The organism is Citrobacter sp. Igbk 16 (assembly GCF_028069755.1).
In the GTDB taxonomy this organism is placed as follows: domain Bacteria; phylum Pseudomonadota; class Gammaproteobacteria; order Enterobacterales; family Enterobacteriaceae; genus Citrobacter.
Genome location: NZ_JANEWJ010000019.1, coordinates 45,902 through 67,617 on the forward strand (window position 1 = coordinate 45,902; position 21,716 = coordinate 67,617).

The window sequence follows — 21,716 nt, forward strand, 5'->3', positions numbered from 1 at the left end:
ATGAGTGTTTTATATCCGTTAATTCAGGCGCTGGTACTGTTTGCCGTTGCGCCGCTGCTGTCCGGTATTACCCGCGTGGCGCGTGCGCGTTTGCACAACCGCCGCGGTCCAGGCGTTTTGCAGGAATACCGCGACATTATCAAACTGCTGGGCCGCCAGAGCATTGCGCCTGCTGATTCCAGCTGGGTTTTTCGTCTGACGCCGTTTGTGATGGTTGGCGTGATGCTAACTATCGCCACCGCGTTGCCAGTTGTGACCGTGGGTTCGCCGCTGCCGCAACTGGGTGATTTGATAACCTTAATCTACCTGTTCGCCATTGCCCGCTTCTTCTTTTCAATCTCGGGTCTGGATACCGGTAGCCCGTTCACCGCAATCGGTGCCAGCCGTGAAGCGATGCTTGGCGTACTGGTTGAGCCCATCCTGCTGCTGGGGCTGTGGGTTGCGGCGCAGGTTGCAGGTTCAACGCATATCAGCAACATCGCTGACACCATTTATCACTGGCCTGCGGCTCGCAGTATCCCGCTGATTCTGGCGCTGTGCGCCTGTGCCTTCGCCACCTTTATCGAAATGGGCAAACTGCCGTTCGACCTGGCTGAAGCTGAACAGGAACTGCAGGAAGGTCCACTGACCGAATACAGCGGCAGCGGTTTTGCGGTGCTGAAGTGGGGCATTAGCCTCAAACAGTTGGTGGTTCTGCAAATGTTCGTCGGCGTATTCCTGCCGTGGGGACAGATGGAAACCTTCACCGCGGGTGGGTTGCTGCTGGCGCTGGTGATTGCCATCGTCAAGCTGGTCCTCGGCGTGCTGGTCATCGCCCTGTTCGAAAACAGCATGGCGCGTCTGCGTTTTTGCGCCACTTCACGCGTGACCTGGGCCGGTTTTGGGTTTGCGTTTTTAGCGTTCGTCTCCTTGCTGGTGGCGTGATTTAAGAGAGTTTGAGCATGTCTGAAGAAAAATTAGGTCAACACTATCTCGCCGCACTGCACCAGGCCTTTCCGGGTGTGGTGTTGGATGAAGCCTGGCAGACCAAAGATCAGCTGACAATTACCGTCAAAGTGAACTACCTGCCGGAAGTGGTGGAGTTCCTGTACTACAAACAGGGCGGTTGGTTGTCCGTACTGTTTGGTAACGACGAACGCCAGTTGTGCGGTCATTACGCCGTTTACTACGTGATGTCGATGGAGCAGGGTACCAAGTGCTGGATAACCGTCCGCGTTGAAGTCGATGCCAATAAACTGGAATTCCCATCCGTTACGCCTCGCGTACCCGCAGCCGTCTGGGGTGAGCGTGAAGTGCGTGATATGTACGGTTTGATCCCTGTGGGTCTGCCGGATGAACGTCGTCTGGTCCTGCCGGATGACTGGCCGGACGAACTTTATCCGCTGCGTAAAGACAGCATGGATTATCGTCAGCGCCCGGCACCGACTACCGATGCCGAAACCTACGAGTTCATCAACGAACTGGGCGATAAGAAAAATAACGTGGTGCCGATTGGCCCACTGCATGTGACCTCCGATGAACCGGGGCATTTCCGTCTGTTTGTTGATGGTGAGAACATCATCGACGCCGACTACCGCCTGTTCTATGTCCATCGTGGCATGGAAAAGCTGGCAGAAACCCGTATGGGTTATAACGAAGTGACATTCCTGTCGGACCGTGTTTGTGGCATCTGTGGTTTTGCCCACAGTACTGCGTATACCACGTCCGTTGAGAATGCGATGGGCATCGTGGTGCCGGAACGTGCACAGATGATCCGCGCCATTCTGCTGGAAGTTGAACGTCTGCACTCGCACCTGCTGAACCTCGGCCTTGCCTGTCACTTTACCGGTTTCGATTCCGGCTTCATGCAATTCTTCCGTGTACGCGAAACGTCCATGAAAATGGCGGAAATTCTCACCGGGGCGCGTAAAACGTACGGTCTGAACCTGATCGGCGGTATTCGTCGCGACCTGCTGAAAGAGGATATGATCCAGACCCGCCAACTGGCGCAGCAAATGCGTCGTGATGTTCAGGAACTGGTCGACATGCTGCTCAGCACGCCGAACATGGAACAGCGTACCGTTGGTATTGGTCGTCTTGATCCGGAAATTGCCCGTGACTTCAGTAACGTCGGCCCGATGGTTCGCGCCAGCGGTCACGCGCGTGACACCCGCGCCGATCACCCGTTCGTAGGCTACGGTCTGCTGCCGATGGAAGTCCACAGCGAGCAAGGTTGTGACGTCATTTCTCGTCTGAAAGTCCGTATCAATGAAGTCTATACCGCACTGAACATGATCGACTTTGGTCTGGATAACCTGCCGGGCGGTCCGCTGGCGGTGGAAGGCTTTACCTATATTCCTCACCGCTTCGCGCTGGGCTTTGCCGAAGCGCCACGTGGGGATGATATCCACTGGAGCATGACTGGCGACAACCAGAAACTGTACCGCTGGCGCTGCCGTGCAGCCACTTATGCTAACTGGCCGACGCTGCGTTACATGCTGCGTGGTAACACCGTTTCCGATGCTCCGCTGATTATCGGTAGCCTCGATCCTTGCTATTCCTGTACTGACCGTATGACCGTGGTCGATGTGCGTAAGAAGAAGAGCAAAGTCGTACCGTACAAAGAACTTGAGCGCTACAGCATCGAGCGTAAAAACTCGCCGCTGAAATAAGGAATCGCCATGTTTACCTTTATCAAAAAAGTCATCAAAACTGGGGCGCCGACGTCGTCGTATCCACTGGAACCGATTGCGGTCGATAAAAACTTTCGTGGTAAGCCGGAACACAATCCGCAGCAGTGCATTGGCTGCGCAGCCTGCGTTAATGCCTGTCCGTCCAATGCGCTGACGGTTGAAACCGATTTGGCCACCAATGAGTTGGCGTGGCAGTTCAATCTCGGACGCTGCATTTTCTGTGCTCGCTGCGAAGAAGTTTGCCCGACGGCGGCAATCAAGCTGTCGCAGGAGTATGAATTGGCAGTGTGGAAGAAAGAGGATTTCCTGCAGCAGTCTCGCTTTGCGCTGTGCAATTGCCGCGTCTGTAACCGCCCTTTTGCGGTACAAAAAGAGATTGATTACGCCATTGCGCTGCTGAAGCACAACGGCGACACCCGTGCGGAAAATCACCGTGAAAGCTTTGAGACCTGCCCGGACTGTAAGCGCCAGAAATGTCTGGTGCCGTCTGACCGTATTGAACTGACTCGCCATATGAAAGAGGCCAGCTGATGAGCAATTTATTAGGCCCACGTGATGCCAACGGTATTCCGGTACCGATGACGGTGGATGAATCCATTGCCAGCATGAAAGCGTCGCTGCTGAAAAGTATCAAGCGTTCAGCGTATGTTTACCGTGTAGACTGCGGGGGTTGCAATGGTTGCGAAATCGAAATCTTTGCGACGCTTTCCCCACTGTTTGATGCTGAACGTTTCGGTATCAAAGTCGTCCCATCACCGCGTCATGCGGATATTCTGCTGTTTACTGGCGCGGTAACCCGTGCGATGCGCTCTCCGGCACTGCGCGCCTGGCAGTCTGCGCCAGACCCGAAGATTTGCATCTCCTACGGAGCCTGCGGTAACAGCGGTGGTATTTTTCACGACCTATACTGCGTATGGGGCGGCACCGACAAAATTGTACCGGTGGATGTGTATATTCCGGGCTGTCCCCCGACGCCTGCGGCAACACTGTACGGTTTTGCGATGGCGCTTGGCCTGTTGGAACAGAAAATTCATGCACGTGCGCCGGGCGAACTGGACGAACAACCTGCTGAAATTCTGCATCCGGATATGGTTCAACCGCTGCGCGTGAAGGTGGATCGCGAAGCGCGTCGTCTGGCAGGTTATCGCTATGGCCGCCAGATTGCAGATGATTATATGTTGCAGTTAGGTCAGGGTGAGCAGCAGGTGGCGCGCTGGCTGGAGACGGAAAACGATCCGCGTCTGACTGAGATCGTCACCCATCTTAACCATGTAGTCGAAGAGGCGCGTATCCGATGAGTGAAACGGTGGTGTTCAGTCAACTGAGCCGTAAGTTTATTGATGAGAACGATGCAACGCCCGCCGAGGCGCAGCAGGTTGTCTATTACAGCCTGGCGATTGGTCACCACCTGGGGGTCATCGATTGCCTGGAGGCGGCGTTAACCTGTCCATGGGATGAGTATCTGGCGTGGATTGCCACACTAGCCGAAGGCAGCGAAGCCCGACGTAAAATGGAAGGTGTGCCGAAGTACGGTGAAATCGTCATCGATTTTAACCATGTGCAAATGCTGGCGCGCGCGTTTGACGATGCACGCGCCGTGCAGACGCCGCAGCAACAGGAATGGAGCAAGCTGATGCTGAGTATGCTTCATGACATTCACCAGGAAAGCGCTATCTATCTGATGGTGAGGAGACACCGTGACTGACGTTTTATTATGTGTGGGTAACAGCATGATGGGCGATGACGGCGCAGGTCCGCTGTTGGCGGAAATGTGTGCCGCAAATCCTCAGGGTAACTGGGTTGTCATTGATGGCGGCAGCGCGCCGGAGAACGATATTGTCGCGATCCGTGAACTGCGCCCTGAGCGTCTGTTGATTGTGGATGCCACCGATATGGGGTTAAACCCCGGCGAGATCCGTATTATCGATCCTGATGATATTGCCGAAATGTTCATGATGACCACGCACAACATGCCGCTGAACTACCTGGTCGATCAGCTGAAAGATGATGTTGGTGAGGTGATTTTCCTCGGTATTCAGCCGGATATCGTCGGCTTTTACTACCCTATGACACAGCCAATCAAAGAGGCGGTTGAAACCGTGTATCAGCGATTAGCTGGGTGGGAAGGCCACGGTGGATTCTCTGAGTTAGAAGCGCTGGAAGATTAAACCGTATCAGTGCCGGATGTGAGTGACATCCGGCCTGTTTCCTTGCGTATCCTCGTCACTCAGTCGCCAGCTCAATAATTAATTTCCCCTGCATCACTGACACATTCACGGCCGTGCCGGTAGGAAAGCCTGCTTGTTCCAGCCAGTCGCCGTTCAGCGTGAGTGAAGCGTGCCGACTGATTCGTCGCGTGTAACCCGTTTTGGGATCTTCATGGCGTTTTCTGACATAGCTGACTTTCAAACGACGCATGGGTTTGGTGATAGCTACTGCTATTTTGCCATTTTTATCAGACATGCCTTCTTCCTTGTAGTGAACGGCCAGAATTAAAAACTACTGAATAAAATGCCAGTAAAAAAGTATGGAGGCAAACCTGAAACTGGAAGGGGGATTCCACATTGAGAATGCAATTAATGAAATGAAAGTGTTTTGCGGGTAGATTTCATGGGCGATTTGCGTCGCGATTCGACGTCTTATCTTTATGCCGGGAGGTGGGGTTTTTACGTCGCCAAAAAGTTTCACCGGCGAGTTGATTGATCGCGACGCCATTGCTCCGTCAGTTTCACGTTGACCGCCGTCATTAGTCATCGTCACTAGTGACGATGACACCCCATACAGCACCAGCATAAAATAAAAATCCTTAAATAACAGTTAATTAAATTCTGGCACGATTTGTGTATGTTTCGGCAGATAATCTGTCATTGCTGGAGAATTTGATGAACCGTTTCATCATTGCAGACGCCAATAAATGCATTGGTTGCCGTACCTGTGAAGTGGCCTGCGTGGTATCCCATCAGGATAACCAGGACTGCGCATCGCTGACCCCTGAAACCTTTTTACCCCGCATTCACGTGATCAAAGGTGTTAATGTTTCCACGGCGACGCTGTGTCGTCAGTGTGAAGATGCGCCGTGCGCTAACGTCTGTCCGAATGGTGCAATCAGCCGTGATAAAGGCTTTGTCCATGTGATGCAGGAACGCTGCATTGGTTGTAAAACCTGCGTTGTGGCTTGCCCTTACGGTGCGATGGAAGTGGTTGTACGTCCGGTTGTGCGTAACAGCGGTGCGGGTCTGAATGTCCGTGCAGAAAAAGCCGAAGCCAATAAATGCGACCTGTGCCACCACCGCGAAGCGGGACCTGCCTGCATGGAAGTGTGCCCAACTCACGCGCTGATTTATGTGGATCGCAATAAACTCGAGCAACTGAGCGCCGAAAAACGTCGCCGAGCCGCGCTGGACTCTACCGCATCTTTGCTGTTCTGATATCTGAAAATCCGCGTAAAATACGTGCCTGATGGCGCGCAGCTTATCAGGCCTACAAGGGCGTCATGTAGGCCGGATAAGGCGAAGCCGCCATCCGGCAAACGGACATTTCAGGGATACAATACCGCGGGAATTCATCATGACAATAAACCACCACTCCGGCGTACAACTGCGTATTCGCGGCAAGGTTCAGGGCGTCGGATTTCGCCCCTTTGTCTGGCAACTGGCGCAGCGCCTGCACCTACACGGCGACGTGTGTAACGACGGTGACGGTGTGGTTGTGCGCTTACAGGAAGATCCGGCGGAGTTTATTGCGCAGTTGCATCAACACTGTCCACCGTTGGCGCGCATTGACAGCGTTGAGAGAGAACCATTCGCCTGGACGAAGCAGCCTGCTGATTTCTCGATTCGACAGAGCGCGGGCGGAACGATGAATACGCAAATTGTCCCCGATGCCGCGACCTGTCCTGAATGCCTTGTTGAAATGAACACGCCCGGCGAACGTCGCTATCGCTATCCCTTTATCAACTGCACCCACTGTGGCCCACGTTTTACGATTATCCGCGCGATGCCGTATGACCGTCCGTTGACCGTCATGGCGTCTTTCCCGCTCTGTCCACAGTGCGACAAAGAGTATCGCGATCCGTATGACCGTCGCTTCCACGCCCAGCCCGTTGCTTGCCCGGCATGCGGCCCGCATCTGGAATGGATCGGTACTGGCGTGCGTGCTGAAAAAGAAGATGCACTGCTGGCGGCGGTGGCACAGCTGAAAGCGGGCGGCATTGTGGCGGTGAAAGGCATTGGTGGGTTTCATCTGGTCTGCGATGCCCGTAACGATAATGCCGTGGCCCGACTCAGGCAGCGCAAACACCGTCCGGCTAAGCCTCTGGCGGTGATGTTGCCCGATGATAACGGATTGCCTGAGGCCGCTCGTCGTCTGCTGACAACGCCCGCCGCGCCTATCGTGTTAGTGAATAAACACGATGTGGTTGCGCTCAGTGAGGAGATTGCGCCCGGGCTGACGGAAATTGGGATAATGCTACCTGCTAATCCATTACAGCACCTGCTGTTACAGGCACTGAACTGCCCACTGGTGATGACCTCCGGCAATCTCAGCGGCAGGCCACCGGCCATTACCAATGCGCAGGCTCTGGATGATTTGCGTGAGATTGTAGATGGGTTCCTGCTACACAACCGTGAAATTGTGCAGCGTATGGATGACTCCGTGGTACGTCAAAGCGGGGAAATGCTACGCCGCTCCCGGGGCTACGTGCCGGATGCGGTTGCGCTACCGCCGGGCTTTCGCGATGTGCCGCCGATGTTGTGTTTAGGCGCAGATTTAAAAAATACTTTCTGTCTGGTGCGTGGTGAGCAGGCGGTTATCAGCCAGCATTTGGGCGATCTTAGCGACGATGGTATTCAACATCAGTGGCGTGACGCGTTGCGCCTGATCCAGAATATTTATGACTTTACACCGCAGCGTATCGTCCATGACGCGCACCCTGGTTATGTTTCCAGCCAGTGGGCCAGCGAGATGAATCTGCCGACTGAAACGGTGCTGCATCATCATGCGCATGCTGCTGCGTGTCTGGCCGAGCACGGCTGGCCGCTGGACGGTGGCGATGTGATTGCCCTGACGCTAGACGGTATTGGCATGGGCGAAAACGGTGCGCTGTGGGGCGGCGAGTGTTTGCGGGTCAATTATCGTGAATGCGAACACCTCGGTGGCTTACCTGCCGTGGCACTGGCCGGCGGCGATTTGGCGGCAAAACAGCCGTGGCGCAATCTGTTGGCGCAGTGCCTGCGTTTTGTTCCTGACTGGCAGCGTTACCCGGAAACGTCAGCGCTGCAACAGCAAAACTGGCCAGTGTTGGCTCGCGCCATCGAGCGAGGAATCAATACTCCGCAGGCCTCATCGTGCGGACGGTTGTTTGATGCCGTTGCAGCCGCACTCCAGTGCGCGCCGGAATCGCTGAGTTACGAGGGCGAAGCGGCCTGTGCCCTGGAGACGATGGCATCGCAATGTGCTGGCGTTGATCATCCTGTCACGGTGCCGCTTGATGGCAACCATCTGGACTTAGCGGCTTTTTGGCACCAATGGCTGAACTGGCAGGCCAAATCTACAGAAAGAGCGTGGGCGTTTCACGATGCGCTGGCGCGTGGGTTTGCCACCCTGATGCGGGAACAGGCCGAAGCGCGCAGGATTAAGACATTAGTATTCAGCGGCGGTGTAATGCATAACCGTTTGTTGTCAGCCCGACTGGCATTTTACCTGGCCGATTTTACGTTATTGTTCCCGCAGCGTTTACCGGCGGGCGACGGTGGATTGTCATTGGGACAGGGTGTGATTGCCGCCGCGCGAGCGTTGGGGCAAAAATAAAAAAAAAGCCCCGGGACTGGCGGGGCAAGAAAAACATGTCGGGGCATACCGACAAGTGGCAACGCACATCCATGTGCGTGAGGTTAATAAATCAGTAGCCGCGTTGCTGGATAAGGTTGTAGGTCGGATAAGGCGCAGCCGCCATCCGGCATCACAGATTTACACGGGCAACGTTTTCAGCAGCGCGAAGGCTTCTTTCATCCGGTCTTCACTGACGACGAAGGCACACAATTGACCTTCGTCGTTCATCCCTCGGGCGACCATCCCTTGCGCTTCGGCGGCAATATGCCAGTTCAGATCGCGGCGCTGGGTTTCCCCTGCCAGGTGTAACGGCAGTTCCGGCGTTTTGACTTTTACCAGCATGGCGGGCAGTTTCAATGGCGCATTGCCGCCGAGCAGGTTTTTCGCCAGATACATGGCGCTCAGCTGAATCGGCTGCAGGAACGGGAGCACCTGACCGTTAATCTCCGCACAGTCGCCGAGAGCATAAATGTCCGGACGACTGGTTTGCAGGTAGCTGTCGACGCAAACGCCCCGATTGATGTTCAGTCCGGCGCGACGCGCCAGTGCGGTTTCCGGACGCAGACCGGTTGCGGCGATTACCGCATCAACGTCGACACTACGGTGACGATCGAGCGTGGCGCGGATACCGGTGCTGGTTTTCTCCAGACTCTGCAGTTGCGATTTCAACAGCAGATGCACACCCATATCGGTCAGACGATGCTGCAAACGGCTGCTGACTTCCGGCGGCATTAACGAGGCCAGAATGCTGGCGGCGTTATCGATAAGCGTCACCGCTTTGCCGGCACGACAGAAATCCATCGCCAGTTCACTGCCAATCAAACCGCCGCCGACAATCAGTACCCGCCGGGCATCACGCAGCTGAGTTTCACAAGCGCGGTACTCTTGCTGGCTATTCAGAGTAAGCATTAACTCACGCCCGGAAACAGGTGGCACAAAAGCTGAGGCACCCGTTGCCAGTACCAGCTTGTCGTACTCCCACTGCTGCTCCTGGCTTTTCACCACGTGAGCATCCGCGTCGATATCAGTAACCCAGGTATGCGGAAACAGGCGTAAGTTAAACTGTTCGGCAAACTCCCCCGCCGACTGGCGGGTGAGGTCGTCTGCGCGCTGTGCCTGACTGATCACGTGGCTGAGATCGGGCTTGTTGTACTCATCCATGCTGTCAGCGGCAATCAGGGTCAACGGAACCGTTGCATCCTGTTTACGGATATTTTTGACTAACTGGCGGGCGGCAAAGCCCGAACCAATAATGACAATTCCGCGGCTCATTTTGCCTCCGTTGCCAGTACGTCAAAGACGTCTTTACCTAATGAACATTCCGGGCACAGGAAGTTGTCCGGCACGTCGCTCCATGGTGTACCCGGTGCGACATCCTGCAGCGGCTCACCTTTTGCTGGATCGTAGATCCACTGGCAAACGCTGCACTGCATGCTTGGGCCGAGGTCCGCGGCAGCCGCAGCGGCACAGGCGCAGGCTTCTTCCTGGGCGACGGCTTTCACCTGGGTTTCCGGCAGCGGAGCAAGTGCCCACTGACGTGCAATTTCTCGACCGTGCTGGCGGCACAGTTCCAGCGCATCCAGATCAGGACGCCATTTTGCTTTCAGGCTCAGTGACATTTCAAAACCTGCATCCTGCAGGCGAGTGGACAAACGGTCTACCGCACCGCCACTCCAGCCATGTGAACCGAAGGCGCTGGCGCGTTTGTTACGAAAACGCAGGCCGGTCATTTCTTCCACCAGACCCGCGATTTTCGGCATCATCACGTTATTCATGGTCGAAGTCCCTACCAGCACGCCTTTAGAGCGAAAGACGTTAGTCAGTACTTCGTTTTTATCGCTGCGGGCAACGTTGAAGATTTTCACCGCGACGTTCGGGTCCACTTCGTTGATGCCCTGGGCAATCGCATCGGCCATCATGCGGGTGTTGTTCGACATGGTGTCGTAGAAAATGGTGATGCGGTCTTCCTGGTAATCCGCCGCCCATTTCAGGTACATCTCTACGATTTGTGTTGGGTTGTCGCGCCATACCACACCGTGGGAGGTGGCAATCATATCGACCGGCAGGTTGAAGCCGAGGATCTCCGTGATTTTCGGTGTGACCAGACGGCTGAACGGGGTCAGGATATTGGCGTAGTAGCGCTGACACTGTTCGAACAACTCAGTCTGATCCACTTCGTCGTTGAATAAGCGTTCGTCACAATAGTGCTGGCCAAAGGCGTCGTTACTGAACAGTACCGCATCACCGGTCATGTAGGTCATCATGCTGTCCGGCCAGTGCAGCATGGGTGTTTCCACGAAGATCAGCTGTTTGCCGTTACCAATATCCAGCGAGTCGCCAGTTTTCACTACGTTAAAGTTCCATTCCGGGTGATGGTGGTGACCGTTGATGGAGTCAATGGCGTTGGCTGTGCAGTAAATCGGGGTATCCGGGATGCAGGACATCAGCTCGGTCAGCGCCCCGGCGTGGTCTTCTTCCGCATGGTTAATGACGATGTAATCGATATCTGCCAGGTCGATTTCACTGCGCAGGTTCTGCACGAATTCACGGCTAAACTTGTGGTCTACTGTATCGATCAGGACATTTTTTTCTTCACGGATAAGATAGCTGTTGTAGCTGCTGCCGCGCAGCGTTTTGTATTCGGTTCCGTGGAAATCACGAACTTCCCAGTCACGTTGGCCAACCCAATGAATGTTATTTTTAACCAGAATAGACATAGCAACCTCAGTAATTAATTTCGCGTTTTTCTAAAAAAGATGTTTTGCTTATTGCAGGTTGCGTGCCAACTTTTTATTTGTTTGATTTATAACGATTTAATATTTATTGCCTACAAAGTGGTAGTCAAAATGACTATTCATTTCATTGTCAATATGACAATATGAATTGTCAAAATGACAATGAGGTGGTCATGAGTTTTTCTGTAGACGTGCTGGCGGGCATCGCCATTGAATTACAAAGCGGTATTGGGCATCAGGACCGTTTTCAACGCCTGATCACGACGTTACGTCAGGTGCTGGAGTGCGATGCGTCGGCATTGTTGCGCTATGAATCCCGACAATTTATTCCGCTGGCGATCGATGGACTGACGCAGGATGTTCTCGGCAGGCGCTTTACGCTGGAGGGGCACCCACGGCTGGAGGCGATTGCCCGTGCCGGGGATGTGGTGCGTTTCCCCGCCGACAGCGATTTGCCCGATCCTTATGATGGGTTGATCCCCGGTCAGGAGAGCCTGAAGGTGCATGCCTGTATCGGATTGCCGCTGTTTGCCGGACAAAGTCTGATCGGGGCGCTCACGCTGGATGGCATGGAGCCCGATCAGTTCGATGTGTTCAGTGATGAAGAGCTTAGGCTGATTGCCGCGCTGGCGGCGGGCGCGCTCAGTAATGCGCTGCTGATTGAGCAGTTGGAAAGCCAGAACATGCTGCCAGGCTCGTCAACGGCCTTCGAGCAGGTGAAAGAAACGCAAATGATTGGCCTGTCGCCCAATATGATGCAACTGAAAAAAGAGATCGAGATTGTTGCGGGCTCCGATCTCAATGTTTTGATCAGCGGTGAGACGGGAACCGGGAAAGAGCTGGTGGCGAAGGCCATCCACGAAGGTTCGCCGCGTGCGGTAAATCCACTGGTGTATCTGAACTGCGCGGCGTTGCCGGAAAGCGTGGCGGAAAGCGAGCTGTTTGGTCACGTCAAAGGGGCTTTTACCGGGGCTATCAGCAACCGTAGCGGCAAGTTTGAAATGGCGGACAACGGTACGCTGTTTCTGGATGAGATAGGTGAATTGTCGCTGGCGCTACAGGCCAAGCTGCTGCGCGTATTGCAGTACGGGGATATTCAGCGCGTGGGGGACGATCGCAGTTTGCGCGTTGACGTACGCGTGCTGGCAGCAACCAACCGCGATTTGCGTGAAGAGGTGCTGGCCGGGAATTTCCGCGCGGATTTGTTTCATCGCCTGAGCGTCTTTCCACTTTCTGTGCCACCGCTGCGCGAACGCGGTGAGGACGTCGTGTTGCTGGCGGGATATTTTTGCGAGCAATGTCGGCTGCGACTGGGGCTTTCCCGTGTGGTGTTAAGCCCCGGCGCGCGTAGCCATTTGTTGAACTATGGCTGGCCGGGAAACGTGCGTGAACTGGAACATGCCATTCACCGGGCGGTGGTGCTGGCAAGGGCGACAAGGGCAGGGGATGAAGTGGTTCTGGAAGCGCAGCATTTTGCTTTACAGGATGACAGTTCCGTCCCGCCGCCGGAGGTTCTTCCCGAGGTTCCGCTGCATCATAACCTGCGTGAGGCAACAGAATCTTTCCAACGGGAGATGATTCGCCGGGCACTGGCGCAGAATAATCACAGTTGGGCGGCAAGTGCGCGGGCGCTGGAAACAGACGTCGCCAACCTGCACCGGCTGGCGAAGCGTCTTGGACTTAAGGATTAAATAATCCCTGCCTGATAGAAATCCTGCAGGTTGATAGCGCCGGTGAGTTTACCGTTTTCATCCACCACCGGCGCCGCGGTGATTTTGCGCTTCATCAGAACTTCTTTGGCATCAATCGCTCGGCTCTGCGCCTGCAGCGTGACGCCATTATGGGTCATCGCTTCGCTTACCTGAGTCGTAAGTGCGCCACCGCCAACCAGCCAGCGGCGCAGGTCGCCGTCGGTAAAGACACCTTTCACCAGCGATTGATCGTCGCAGACCGCTACCAGACCCAGACCTGTACGACTCAGTTCCAGCATGGCATCCATGACGCTGGTAGTGAGCGTTACCTGTGGTACAGCATCGTCACGGCGCATCAGGTGATGCACTTTATTTAACAGACGTGCGCCCAGCGCACCGGCCGGATGGGAACGGGCAAAATCTTCTTCGTTAAACCCACGAGCCTGCATCACGGCTATCGCCAGCGCATCGCCCATCATCAGCGTGTTGACGGTGCTGGAGGTTGGCGCCAGGCGCATCGGGCAGGCTTCACGCTCTACTGAAATATCCAACACCGCTTTGGCTGCCAGGCCCAGTGGCGAAGTTGGTTTTCCGGTCATTGCCAGCAGGGTGACGGATTTGTCTTCCAGGCGTGGAATGATGAGATCCAGCTCCTTAGCCCCGCCAGAGTAGGAGATAAACAGCATGACATCGCGACTTTCAATCATTCCTAAGTCGCCGTGCAGCGCTTCTGCCGGATGCACAAAAAAGGCGGGCGTGCCGGTACTGGCGAGGGTTGCCGCGATTTTTTTGCCAATATGGCCTGACTTGCCAATCCCGGAAACAATCACTTTGCCTTCACAGTGGATGATAGTATTGGCAGCCCGAACAAAATCATCGCCCAGTCGCTCTGGCAGTCGACTGGCTTCCTGTAATTCCAGCATTAACGTCTGACGGCCCGCGTTCAGTAGTGCATCACTCATTGGTCTCTCCGGTTATAATCACTTCAATCCCTTTTGCTTCCAGCGCCTGACGAAACGCAGGGTTAATACCCGCATCGGTAATCAATTTGTCGACGCTTTCCAGACTGCACACAACATTGGGACTTTTGCGCCCAAATTTTGACGAGTCAGCCATCAGAATGACTTCGCGAGCGGCATTGCACATCGCTTTACTGACGCTAAACACCTCATTAAATGTGGTTACGCCGGCATTGAGATCGATGCCGTCGGTGCCCATGAAGAGTTTATCAAAGCTGAACTGCTCAAAGGCATTTTCTGCCAGCTGTCCGTGAAATGACGCAGATTTTTTACGGAATGTCCCGCCGGGCATCAGGATGGTTTGCTCGTTGTCCAGCTCCGAAAGCGCATTAACAATGTGCAGGCTGTTGGTCATGACGGTGATGTTGCTAAAGCGGCTGAGCATCGGCACCATCTGCAGCACCGTACTGCCTGCATCCAGAATAATGGAGTCGCCATCGTGAATAAAGCGAACGGCGGCTTCGGCAATTTGCTCTTTTTTATGCGTGTTGATCAGCGTCTTGTGATCGATTGGCGGGTCAGATTCGTCTTTATTCAATACTACGCCGCCATAGGTGCGAATGACGGTTCCGGCATTTTCCAGAGTGACCAGATCCTTACGAATGGTCGTACCGGTGGTGTCAAAGTAGTGGGCCAGTTCTTCAACCGAGCATTTTCCCTGCTTTTGCAAGTGCTCCAGTATGGCAGCCTGACGCTGACGAGGTTTCATAGGCGTGATTACCCTGACTTAATAAGTTGCAAAATGATAATTTCGCAAGCTATTAGCATTCACAACGAAATTACCCATGTTTCAGTTTAAGCGCCAATGATAGTGCATTCTGCGAAAGCGGATCATGGGGAAAGATCACATCAGGCTGTAATTCATCAAGATGTTTGCCCATTATTGTGGCAATTTTGCCAGGTCTTGCAAAAACGGTAAGACCTTTCATAAATAACGTATCAGCAACCCGCTGTTGCTCATCCAGTGCGATAGCGACCACAACACGGGGTTTAAAACGCCCACCGGAGCGACCCACGCCGACCCGACCCCGCTGGCAGAGCTTATCGAAAGCCCGATTAAAACGGGATATTTGCCAGCCTCCCAACGCGAGTTGCAGACACCACGCAATGGCGGCGACGGTAATCAGTGCGGAAACCATAATGTGCTCCTTTGATTTTGCCGGATGGCGGCTGCGCCTTATCCGGCCTACTGCGTGTAGGCCCGGTAAGCGCAGCGCCACCGGGCAATCATGTCTCTTAAAACATCACCTGACCGCCGGTCACGTTGATGGACTGCCCGGTGCAGTAAGAGGCTTTTGGACTGGCGTAAAACAGCAGCATATTCAGTACGTCCTGATAATCGCAGCCGCGCTTGAGTGGCACTTTATCAATGTAGTACTGCTCCACTTCGTCCGGCTTGAGGCCAAGTTTAGTGGCATATTGCGGTAACAATGACTGGAACATTGGGGATTTCAGCAGGTTACCCAGCATCAATGAGTGCACCGTAATGCCGTATTCCGCCAGGTCCAGTGCCAGCGATTGCGTTAAGCCCACGCCGCCAAATTTCGCCGCGCTGTAACCCGAGTTATGCTTGCTACCCACTTTCCCCGATTTGGAGTTGATTTGGATAATGCGGCCCTGCACGCCATCACGGATCATCAGGCGCGAGAATTCACGTGCACAGAGGAAATAGCCGACCAGATTCACCTGAAGTGAACGGTCGAAATCCCCCAACTGAAAGTCGCTGATAAATGCCGCTTTGGCAATGCCCGCGCTGTAAACCAGCAGGTCAACGCGACCGAATATTTCATCGACTCCGCGAGACAGCGCCAGCACGCTCTGTTCGCTGGTGGCATCTGCACCAAAACCGTAAGCGGTACCTTCACCGAACTCGGCGTTAATTTCCTGTGCCACATTCGCCGCTTTATCGCTTTGAATATCGACGACCGCAACGCGGTATCCTTCTGTCGCAAGCCCACGGCAAAGGAATGCTCCCAGGGTCTGGCCTCCACCAATGACAACGGCTACCTGATTCATTTTTTTCTCCTTCAATCTTAAGCAACAAACTTCAAAATACAGCCCGGTGCGATATCGTCCGGTACGGGCCCCGCTATGTGCACGGTGCCGGGAAATTCCGCTTCGCTTAGTCCGTCGAAGCGCAGAGTGATATGTCCGAGTTCACGTAAGTTTTGTTCTGCCACGCTGCCGACAGCCGTAACCGGGTAGTGATGCTGGCCCAGTTCGAAACGGATACCTGCTTGCAGAGAACCGTTCAGCACGCCATGGCAATGAATGAAGCAAAACTCTTCGATATCCGCAGGGGCGCCTTCACGAAAGGTAATCAGCATCTGGTCGCAAAGTGCATCTGCTGCGCTTTGGCCGATACGGGTGATGGTGGTCTGATAAATCACGGTCATTTCTGAGTGCCTCTTATTGGTAAATAAAGCCGGAAACAAACCAGGCGATGAGAACGGTAGGTGCACCGGTGAGGAAGCGGCTTACCAGAACAGATGGCACACCGACGCGCACGGTGTCCTGACGGGCTTCGGCCAGCGACAGGCCTACCGGGATAAAATCGCACGCTGCCTGGGCGTTAATGGCAAACAGGGCAGGTAGTGCCAGATGTGGCGGGATATTTCCCAGACCAATCTGTACACCGATCAGTACGCCGATAACTTGTGCAATTACCGCGCCAGGGCCGAGGAAAGGCGATAGCAATGGGAATGAGCAAATTAGCGCCAGGGTCACCAATCCCAGAGGATGGCTGGCCAGCGGCGCAAGACCATGGGCTATCCAGTCACCTAAACCGGAAGCCATGATGATGCCAATCAGTGCCGAGACGAACGCCATAAACGGCAGAATGGTTTTCAGCACGGTATCAATCGTGTCGCGTCCGGACTGGAACAGCACCGCAACGGCGGAACCCATGCCCATACCGACTTTTGCCAGCAGGCCATCACTTTGTTCGGTAATCTTTTTGCTGGTGTCGTAATCGCGACCAATAGTGCTGCTTGCAGGCTGCGGCGTAGCAGATGTTTCACCGACAACGGTGATATTTTCTTCTTTCACGCCAGAGACATAGATATCTTCAACAATGTATTGTGCCAGTGGGCCGGATTTCCCGGTCGCGTGAATATTTACCGTCGGTATACGACGTTTCGGATAGATCCCGCAGCGCAACGTGCCGCCGCAGTCGATGATTGCAACACCGATTTCATTCTCGGGTGGTTCACCTTCTTTGAAGCCATCAACGGCCTGCCAGCCGGTCAAACTGGCCAGTTTGTCGACAATTGCAGGGCGTGTCCCGGCAGTGATATAGACAATTTTCTTTCCTGAAATGGCGTCCAGTTCGAGTGGGCCACCCCAGCCGCCTGTGCCTTTTTCAATACGAATACGTGTCATGATGTTGCTCCCGCCAGATGCACTTTCTGCTCAAGTTGAATGCCCATTTTTTTCTCAAAAATGGCGGTGGTGAAATCGGTCACCCAGCCACGGAAGAAGTTGGTGACCAGACCGACCAGTAAATAGCTCACGGCGAGCGGGCCAAGCGGGAGGCCCAGCGTCGTCAAGCCGCTGGCGATCCCCAGATAGACAAACAACTCTCCGGGGTTAATGTGTGGGAACAAGCCGTTCATTGAGTGGCAGCTATAGGACGCTGCTGCGTAATAGCTGGGCTTATATTTCTCTGGCATAAAACGGCCCAGGCTCAGGGTCATGGGGTTACAAAAAACGAATGTGCCGATGCACGGCAGCAGCAGATAGCGGGACAATGGGTTCCCGGCACAACGCTGGGCAAAACGTTCAATACGCTGCTGGCCAATAAAGTTAATCAGCGCATTCATGATGACCAGCAGGCTAATTAGCAGTGGAAGAATACCGGTCACCATGCCGGTAAACACTTCTCCGCCTTTCTGGAACAGCCCGATAAACCACTCAGCACCGAGTGTGATGGTGTCGATCATTATTCTCTCCTGTAGGGATTTTAGTTACCTTGCCAAACGGTAATTAATTTTAATCAGATCGAAAGGTTTAAAAGTGTTATTTTGATCTCAAAATGAAAGATAAATATTTTAATTTGAAAGTTATTGCGTGAGTGCTCGCAAATGTGCGGGTCGGAGATGAAAGGGGATGTAAATTCTGTGAAGGAGAGCGACTACCGCTTCCTTGTATGACGGAGGATGCTTTACCATACTTCCCCCAGGCTGAATTTGTTTAATGGATGTCTCATGTTCAAGCGTCGTTATGTAGCGTTACTCCCCCTTTTCGTACTGCTCGCTGCCTGTAGCAGCAAACCCAAACCTTCAGAGACTCAAACGACTACGGGTGCGCCATCCGGCGGCTTCCTGCTTGAGCCACAGCACAACGTCATGCAAACAAGCGGTGATTTCGCCAATAATCCGAATGCACAGCAGTTCATCGAGAAAATGGTGAATAAGCATGGTTTTGACCGTCAGCAATTGCAGGAAATCCTGTCGCAGGCTAAGCGGCTGGACTCAGTATTGCGTCTGATGGACCGCCAGGCACCCACAACGCAGCCGCCAGCCGGACCTAATGGCGCATGGCTGCGCTATCGCAAGCAGTTCATCACCCCGGACAACGTGCAAAATGGTGTGGCGTTCTGGAATCAATATGAAGATGCGCTGAACCGCGCGTGGCAGGTATACGGAGTACCACCAGAAATTATCGTCGGCATTATCGGCGTTGAAACGCGCTGGGGCCGCGTGATGGGCAAAACGCGTATTCTGGATGCGCTGGCGACGCTTTCCTTCAACTATCCGCGCCGTGCGGAATATTTCTCTGGCGAGCTGGAAACCTTCCTGCTGATGGCGCGAGATGAAAGTGATGATCCGCTCGATCTAAAAGGTTCCTTTGCGGGTGCGATGGGTTACGGCCAGTTTATGCCATCCTCCTATAAACAATATGCCGTTGATTTCAATGGTGATGGGCACATTAACCTGTGGGACCCCGTCGATGCTATCGGCAGTGTGGCAAACTATTTCAAAGGGCACGGCTGGGTGAAAGGCGATACCGTGGCAGTACCTGCAAATGGACAGGCACCGGGTCTTGCGAATGGCTTTAAAACCCAATACAGCATTTCTCAGCTTGCCGCGGCTGGCCTGACACCGCAGCAGTCGTTGGGGAATCATCAGCAGGCTAGCCTGCTGCGTCTGGATGTTGGCACCGGCTACCAGTACTGGTATGGACTGCCGAACTTCTACACCATCACCCGCTATAACCACAGCACGCATTACGCGATGGCGGTTTGGCAGTTGGGGCAGGCGGTAGCGCTGGCTCGCGTGCAGTAATCGCGTGTTACCGGCCTACAGGAAGATTTCGCTTGTAGGCCGGATAAGATGCGCTGGCATCGCTACCCGGCAGGTCTTATTTAGGTAACGGATCAATTTTTGGAATCCCCCTCGTAAAACGTTCTCCTCATCCCCATCTTGATTGTGAAAGTGCTATCTTGTCCGGCATATTTTTTTAACTGACAGAGGCTGAAATGACCGACAGTGAACTGATGCAGTTAAGTGAGCAGGTGGGGCTGGCGTTAAAAGCACGCGGAGCAACAGTGACAACAGCGGAATCCTGCACCGGCGGTTGGGTGGCAAAAGCCATTACCGATATTGCCGGTAGCTCAGCCTGGTTTGAGCGCGGGTTTGTCACTTACAGCAATCAAGCCAAAGCGCAGATGATCGGCGTGCGCGAAGAAACGCTGGCGCAGCATGGGGCGGTGAGTGAACCGGTGGTCGTTGAAATGGCGATTGGCGCGCTAAAAGCCGCCCGTGCAGACTTCGCCGTCTCAATTAGCGGTATCGCAGGACCCGATGGTGGTAGTGAAGACAAACCCGTGGGTACGGTGTGGTTTGCCTTTGCCAGCGTCAGCGGTGAGGGGATTACCCGACGGGAATGCTTCAACGGTGACCGTGAGTCGGTACGTCGTCAGGCGACCGCGTATGCGTTACAAACCCTGTGGCAACAATTTCTACAAAATACTTGATACTGTATGAGCATACAGTATAATTGCCTCAACAGAACATTATCTTTCACGTTTCGCGGTTTAATCCGAAAGCGGCATGACAGGAGTAATTAATGGCTATCGACGAAAACAAACAGAAAGCGTTGGCGGCAGCGCTGGGTCAGATCGAAAAGCAATTCGGTAAAGGCTCCATCATGCGCCTGGGTGAAGACCGTTCCATGGACGTGGAAACCATCTCTACCGGTTCGCTTTCTCTGGATATCGCATTGGGCGCGGGCGGTTTGCCGATGGGACGCATCGTCGAAATTTATGGGCCTGAATCCTCCGGTAAAACAACGCTGACGCTGCAAGTTATTGCTGCCGCACAGCGCGAAGGTAAAACCTGTGCATTCATCGATGCAGAACACGCGTTGGATCCTGTCTATGCGCGTAAGCTTGGCGTTGATATCGATAACCTGCTGTGTTCTCAGCCGGATACGGGTGAACAAGCTCTGGAAATCTGTGACGCACTGGCGCGTTCTGGCGCAGTCGACGTTATCGTTGTTGACTCCGTTGCTGCACTGACGCCGAAGGCTGAAATCGAAGGTGAGATCGGTGACTCTCATATGGGCCTTGCGGCACGTATGATGAGCCAGGCAATGCGTAAGCTGGCGGGTAACCTGAAGCAGTCCAACACATTGCTGATTTTCATCAACCAGATCCGTATGAAAATTGGTGTTATGTTCGGTAACCCGGAAACGACTACCGGTGGTAACGCTCTGAAATTTTACGCCTCCGTCCGTCTGGATATCCGTCGTATTGGCGCGGTGAAAGAGGGCGATAACGTGGTCGGCAGCGAAACCCGCGTTAAGGTCGTGAAAAACAAAATTGCAGCGCCGTTTAAACAGGCTGAATTCCAGATTCTTTACGGCGAAGGTATCAACTTCTACGGCGAACTGGTTGACCTGGGCGTGAAAGAGAAGCTGATTGAAAAAGCGGGCGCATGGTATAGCTACAACGGTGACAAAATTGGTCAGGGTAAAGCGAATGCGACCAACTGGCTGAAAGAAAACCCGGCTGCCGCAAAAGAAATTGAGAAAAAATTACGCGAGTTACTGCTCAATAACCAGGATTCAACGCCAGATTTCTCCGTTGATGACAGTGGTCAAGATGTAGCAGAAACCAACGAAGATTTCTGATAGTCTGACATAATCGCATATAAAAGGGCTGCATATCATGCAGCCCTTTTCCATTTCTGAAGGCTCAATATGACAGATTCAACTTCCCGCCGCTCTGCTTACTCCCGATTACTTGACCGCGCGGTGCGAATACTTGCGATGCGCGACCACAGTGAGCAGGAACTGCGGCGTAAACTGGCTGCCCCGGTGATGGGGAAAAATGGACCAGAAGAAATTGATGCCACGCCGGAGGATTACGACAAGGTTGTCGCCTGGTGTATTGAAAGCCGTTATCTTGATGATGACCGATTTGTTCAGCAATTCATCACCAGCCGTAGCCGTAAAGGTTATGGGCCAGCGCGTGTGCGCCAGGAATTAGGTCAGAAAGGGATCGTGCGTGAGGCCATTGAGCGGGCAATGCGGGAATGTGAAATTGACTGGGCGCTGCTTGCGCGGGAGCAGGCAATCAGAAAATATGGCGACCCCTTACCTGTCGATTTTTCAGAAAAGGTTAAGGTCCAGCGTTTTTTGCTCTATCGCGGCTATCTGATGGAAGATATTCAGGCAATATGGCGAAATTTTGACGATTGAGCGCATACGGGATTTTACTTCCCAGTAAAGAAAACTTATCTTATTCCCACTTTTCGATTGCCAGAG

23 protein-coding genes are annotated in these 21,716 nt (G+C 53.8%); 13 read left to right on the forward strand and 10 right to left on the reverse strand.

From position 1 onward, the window contains the following. From NNO03_RS13920 to hycI, 6 genes are read left to right on the forward strand one after another with little or no spacing between them, the layout of a single operon-like run. Positions 1-924 carry a respiratory chain complex I subunit 1 family protein gene (locus NNO03_RS13920; protein WP_271449791.1) on the forward strand — a complete coding sequence of 308 codons (924 nt, stop codon included), beginning with the start codon at positions 1-3 and terminating at the stop codon, positions 922-924. Between the two features lie 17 nt (positions 925-941). Further along, positions 942-2,651: a formate hydrogenlyase subunit HycE gene (hycE, locus tag NNO03_RS13925; RefSeq protein ID WP_202037928.1), complete on the forward strand. Its 1,710-nt coding sequence runs from the start codon at positions 942-944 to the stop codon at positions 2,649-2,651. Between the two features lie 9 nt (positions 2,652-2,660). Next, positions 2,661-3,203, forward strand: a complete 543-nt coding sequence (gene hycF, locus NNO03_RS13930) for a formate hydrogenlyase subunit HycF (protein ID WP_271449792.1) — start codon at positions 2,661-2,663, stop codon at positions 3,201-3,203. Then, a complete protein-coding gene (gene hycG / locus NNO03_RS13935) occupies positions 3,203-3,970 on the forward strand; it encodes a formate hydrogenlyase subunit HycG (protein ID WP_271449793.1) in 768 nt (255 codons plus the stop codon). The genes hycF and hycG overlap by 1 nt, the downstream gene beginning before the upstream one ends. Then, complete coding sequence (locus NNO03_RS13940; RefSeq protein ID WP_069324564.1) at positions 3,967-4,377, forward strand: formate hydrogenlyase maturation HycH family protein; 411 nt, start codon at positions 3,967-3,969, stop codon at positions 4,375-4,377. Before hycG ends, NNO03_RS13940 begins: the two co-directional genes overlap by 4 nt. Next, the gene (gene hycI, locus NNO03_RS13945) at positions 4,370-4,840 is read left to right on the forward strand and encodes a hydrogenase maturation peptidase HycI (RefSeq protein WP_271449794.1); all 471 of its coding nucleotides are present in this window, start codon (positions 4,370-4,372) and stop codon (positions 4,838-4,840) included. The genes NNO03_RS13940 and hycI overlap by 8 nt, the downstream gene beginning before the upstream one ends. A 55-nt stretch (positions 4,841-4,895) precedes the next feature. Here the strand turns inward: hycI and NNO03_RS13950 are convergent, their stop codons facing one another. Continuing rightward, entirely contained in the window at positions 4,896-5,135 is a 240-nt protein-coding gene (locus NNO03_RS13950; protein ID WP_271449795.1) for a SymE family type I addiction module toxin, read from the reverse strand. A 419-nt stretch (positions 5,136-5,554) separates the two neighbouring features. Between NNO03_RS13950 and hydN the strand changes: the two genes are divergently transcribed. Then, positions 5,555-6,100 (forward strand): electron transport protein HydN, encoded by a 546-nt coding sequence (hydN, locus tag NNO03_RS13955; RefSeq protein ID WP_003037366.1) that lies wholly within the window; start codon positions 5,555-5,557, stop codon positions 6,098-6,100. A gap of 139 nt (positions 6,101-6,239) precedes the next feature. Next, complete coding sequence (gene hypF, locus NNO03_RS13960; protein WP_271449796.1) at positions 6,240-8,480, forward strand: carbamoyltransferase HypF; 2,241 nt, start codon at positions 6,240-6,242, stop codon at positions 8,478-8,480. Between the two features lie 159 nt (positions 8,481-8,639). Here hypF and norW read toward each other — a convergent pair whose 3' ends face one another. Then, positions 8,640-9,773, reverse strand: a complete 1,134-nt coding sequence (gene norW / locus NNO03_RS13965; RefSeq protein ID WP_271449797.1) for an NADH:flavorubredoxin reductase NorW — start codon at positions 9,771-9,773, stop codon at positions 8,640-8,642. Then, positions 9,770-11,218 (reverse strand): anaerobic nitric oxide reductase flavorubredoxin, encoded by a 1,449-nt coding sequence (gene norV, locus NNO03_RS13970; RefSeq protein ID WP_271449798.1) that lies wholly within the window; start codon positions 11,216-11,218, stop codon positions 9,770-9,772. Before norV ends, norW begins: the two co-directional genes overlap by 4 nt. 191 nt (positions 11,219-11,409) lie before the next feature. Here norV and norR point away from each other — a divergent pair, with 191 nt between their 5' ends. After that, positions 11,410-12,927 (forward strand): nitric oxide reductase transcriptional regulator NorR, encoded by a 1,518-nt coding sequence (norR, locus tag NNO03_RS13975; protein ID WP_271449799.1) that lies wholly within the window; start codon positions 11,410-11,412, stop codon positions 12,925-12,927. Here the strand turns inward: norR and gutQ are convergent. The 7 genes from gutQ to srlA form a co-directional block, all read right to left on the reverse strand. Next, entirely contained in the window at positions 12,924-13,889 is a 966-nt protein-coding gene (gene gutQ / locus NNO03_RS13980; RefSeq protein WP_137382783.1) for an arabinose-5-phosphate isomerase GutQ, read from the reverse strand. The two genes, norR and gutQ, sit on opposite strands and share 4 nt — an antisense overlap. Next, positions 13,882-14,655, reverse strand: coding sequence for a DNA-binding transcriptional repressor (locus NNO03_RS13985; RefSeq protein ID WP_137382784.1), 774 nt, complete (start codon positions 14,653-14,655; stop codon positions 13,882-13,884). The genes gutQ and NNO03_RS13985 overlap by 8 nt, the downstream gene beginning before the upstream one ends. Before the next feature lie 70 nt (positions 14,656-14,725). After that, complete coding sequence (gene gutM, locus NNO03_RS13990) at positions 14,726-15,085, reverse strand: transcriptional regulator GutM (RefSeq protein ID WP_137382785.1); 360 nt, start codon at positions 15,083-15,085, stop codon at positions 14,726-14,728. 97 nt (positions 15,086-15,182) lie between these two features. Further along, entirely contained in the window at positions 15,183-15,962 is a 780-nt protein-coding gene (gene srlD / locus NNO03_RS13995) for a sorbitol-6-phosphate dehydrogenase (protein ID WP_003037345.1), read from the reverse strand. A gap of 17 nt (positions 15,963-15,979) precedes the next feature. Further along, positions 15,980-16,342, reverse strand: coding sequence for a PTS glucitol/sorbitol transporter subunit IIA (gene srlB, locus NNO03_RS14000; RefSeq protein WP_271441816.1), 363 nt, complete (start codon positions 16,340-16,342; stop codon positions 15,980-15,982). A gap of 13 nt (positions 16,343-16,355) precedes the next feature. After that, positions 16,356-17,327, reverse strand: a complete 972-nt coding sequence (locus tag NNO03_RS14005) for a PTS glucitol/sorbitol transporter subunit IIB (protein ID WP_271441817.1) — start codon at positions 17,325-17,327, stop codon at positions 16,356-16,358. Further along, positions 17,324-17,887, reverse strand: a complete 564-nt coding sequence (srlA, locus tag NNO03_RS14010) for a PTS glucitol/sorbitol transporter subunit IIC (protein WP_003825953.1) — start codon at positions 17,885-17,887, stop codon at positions 17,324-17,326. The genes NNO03_RS14005 and srlA overlap by 4 nt, the downstream gene beginning before the upstream one ends. Before the next feature lie 264 nt (positions 17,888-18,151). On the opposite strand from srlA, the gene mltB reads away from it, so the two are divergent. The 4 genes from mltB (at position 18,152) to recX (ending at position 21,650) form a co-directional block, all read left to right on the forward strand. After that, positions 18,152-19,231 carry a lytic murein transglycosylase B gene (mltB, locus tag NNO03_RS14015; RefSeq protein WP_271441819.1) on the forward strand — a complete coding sequence of 360 codons (1,080 nt, stop codon included), beginning with the start codon at positions 18,152-18,154 and terminating at the stop codon, positions 19,229-19,231. A 194-nt stretch (positions 19,232-19,425) separates the two neighbouring features. Further along, the gene (pncC, locus tag NNO03_RS14020) at positions 19,426-19,923 is read left to right on the forward strand and encodes a nicotinamide-nucleotide amidase (RefSeq protein WP_271449800.1); all 498 of its coding nucleotides are present in this window, start codon (positions 19,426-19,428) and stop codon (positions 19,921-19,923) included. A gap of 92 nt (positions 19,924-20,015) precedes the next feature. Beyond that, positions 20,016-21,080, forward strand: coding sequence for a recombinase RecA (gene recA, locus NNO03_RS14025; protein WP_137382790.1), 1,065 nt, complete (start codon positions 20,016-20,018; stop codon positions 21,078-21,080). A 69-nt stretch (positions 21,081-21,149) separates the two neighbouring features. After that, a complete protein-coding gene (gene recX / locus NNO03_RS14030) occupies positions 21,150-21,650 on the forward strand; it encodes a recombination regulator RecX (RefSeq protein WP_271449801.1) in 501 nt (166 codons plus the stop codon). Positions 21,651-21,716: the final 66 nt, after the last annotated feature.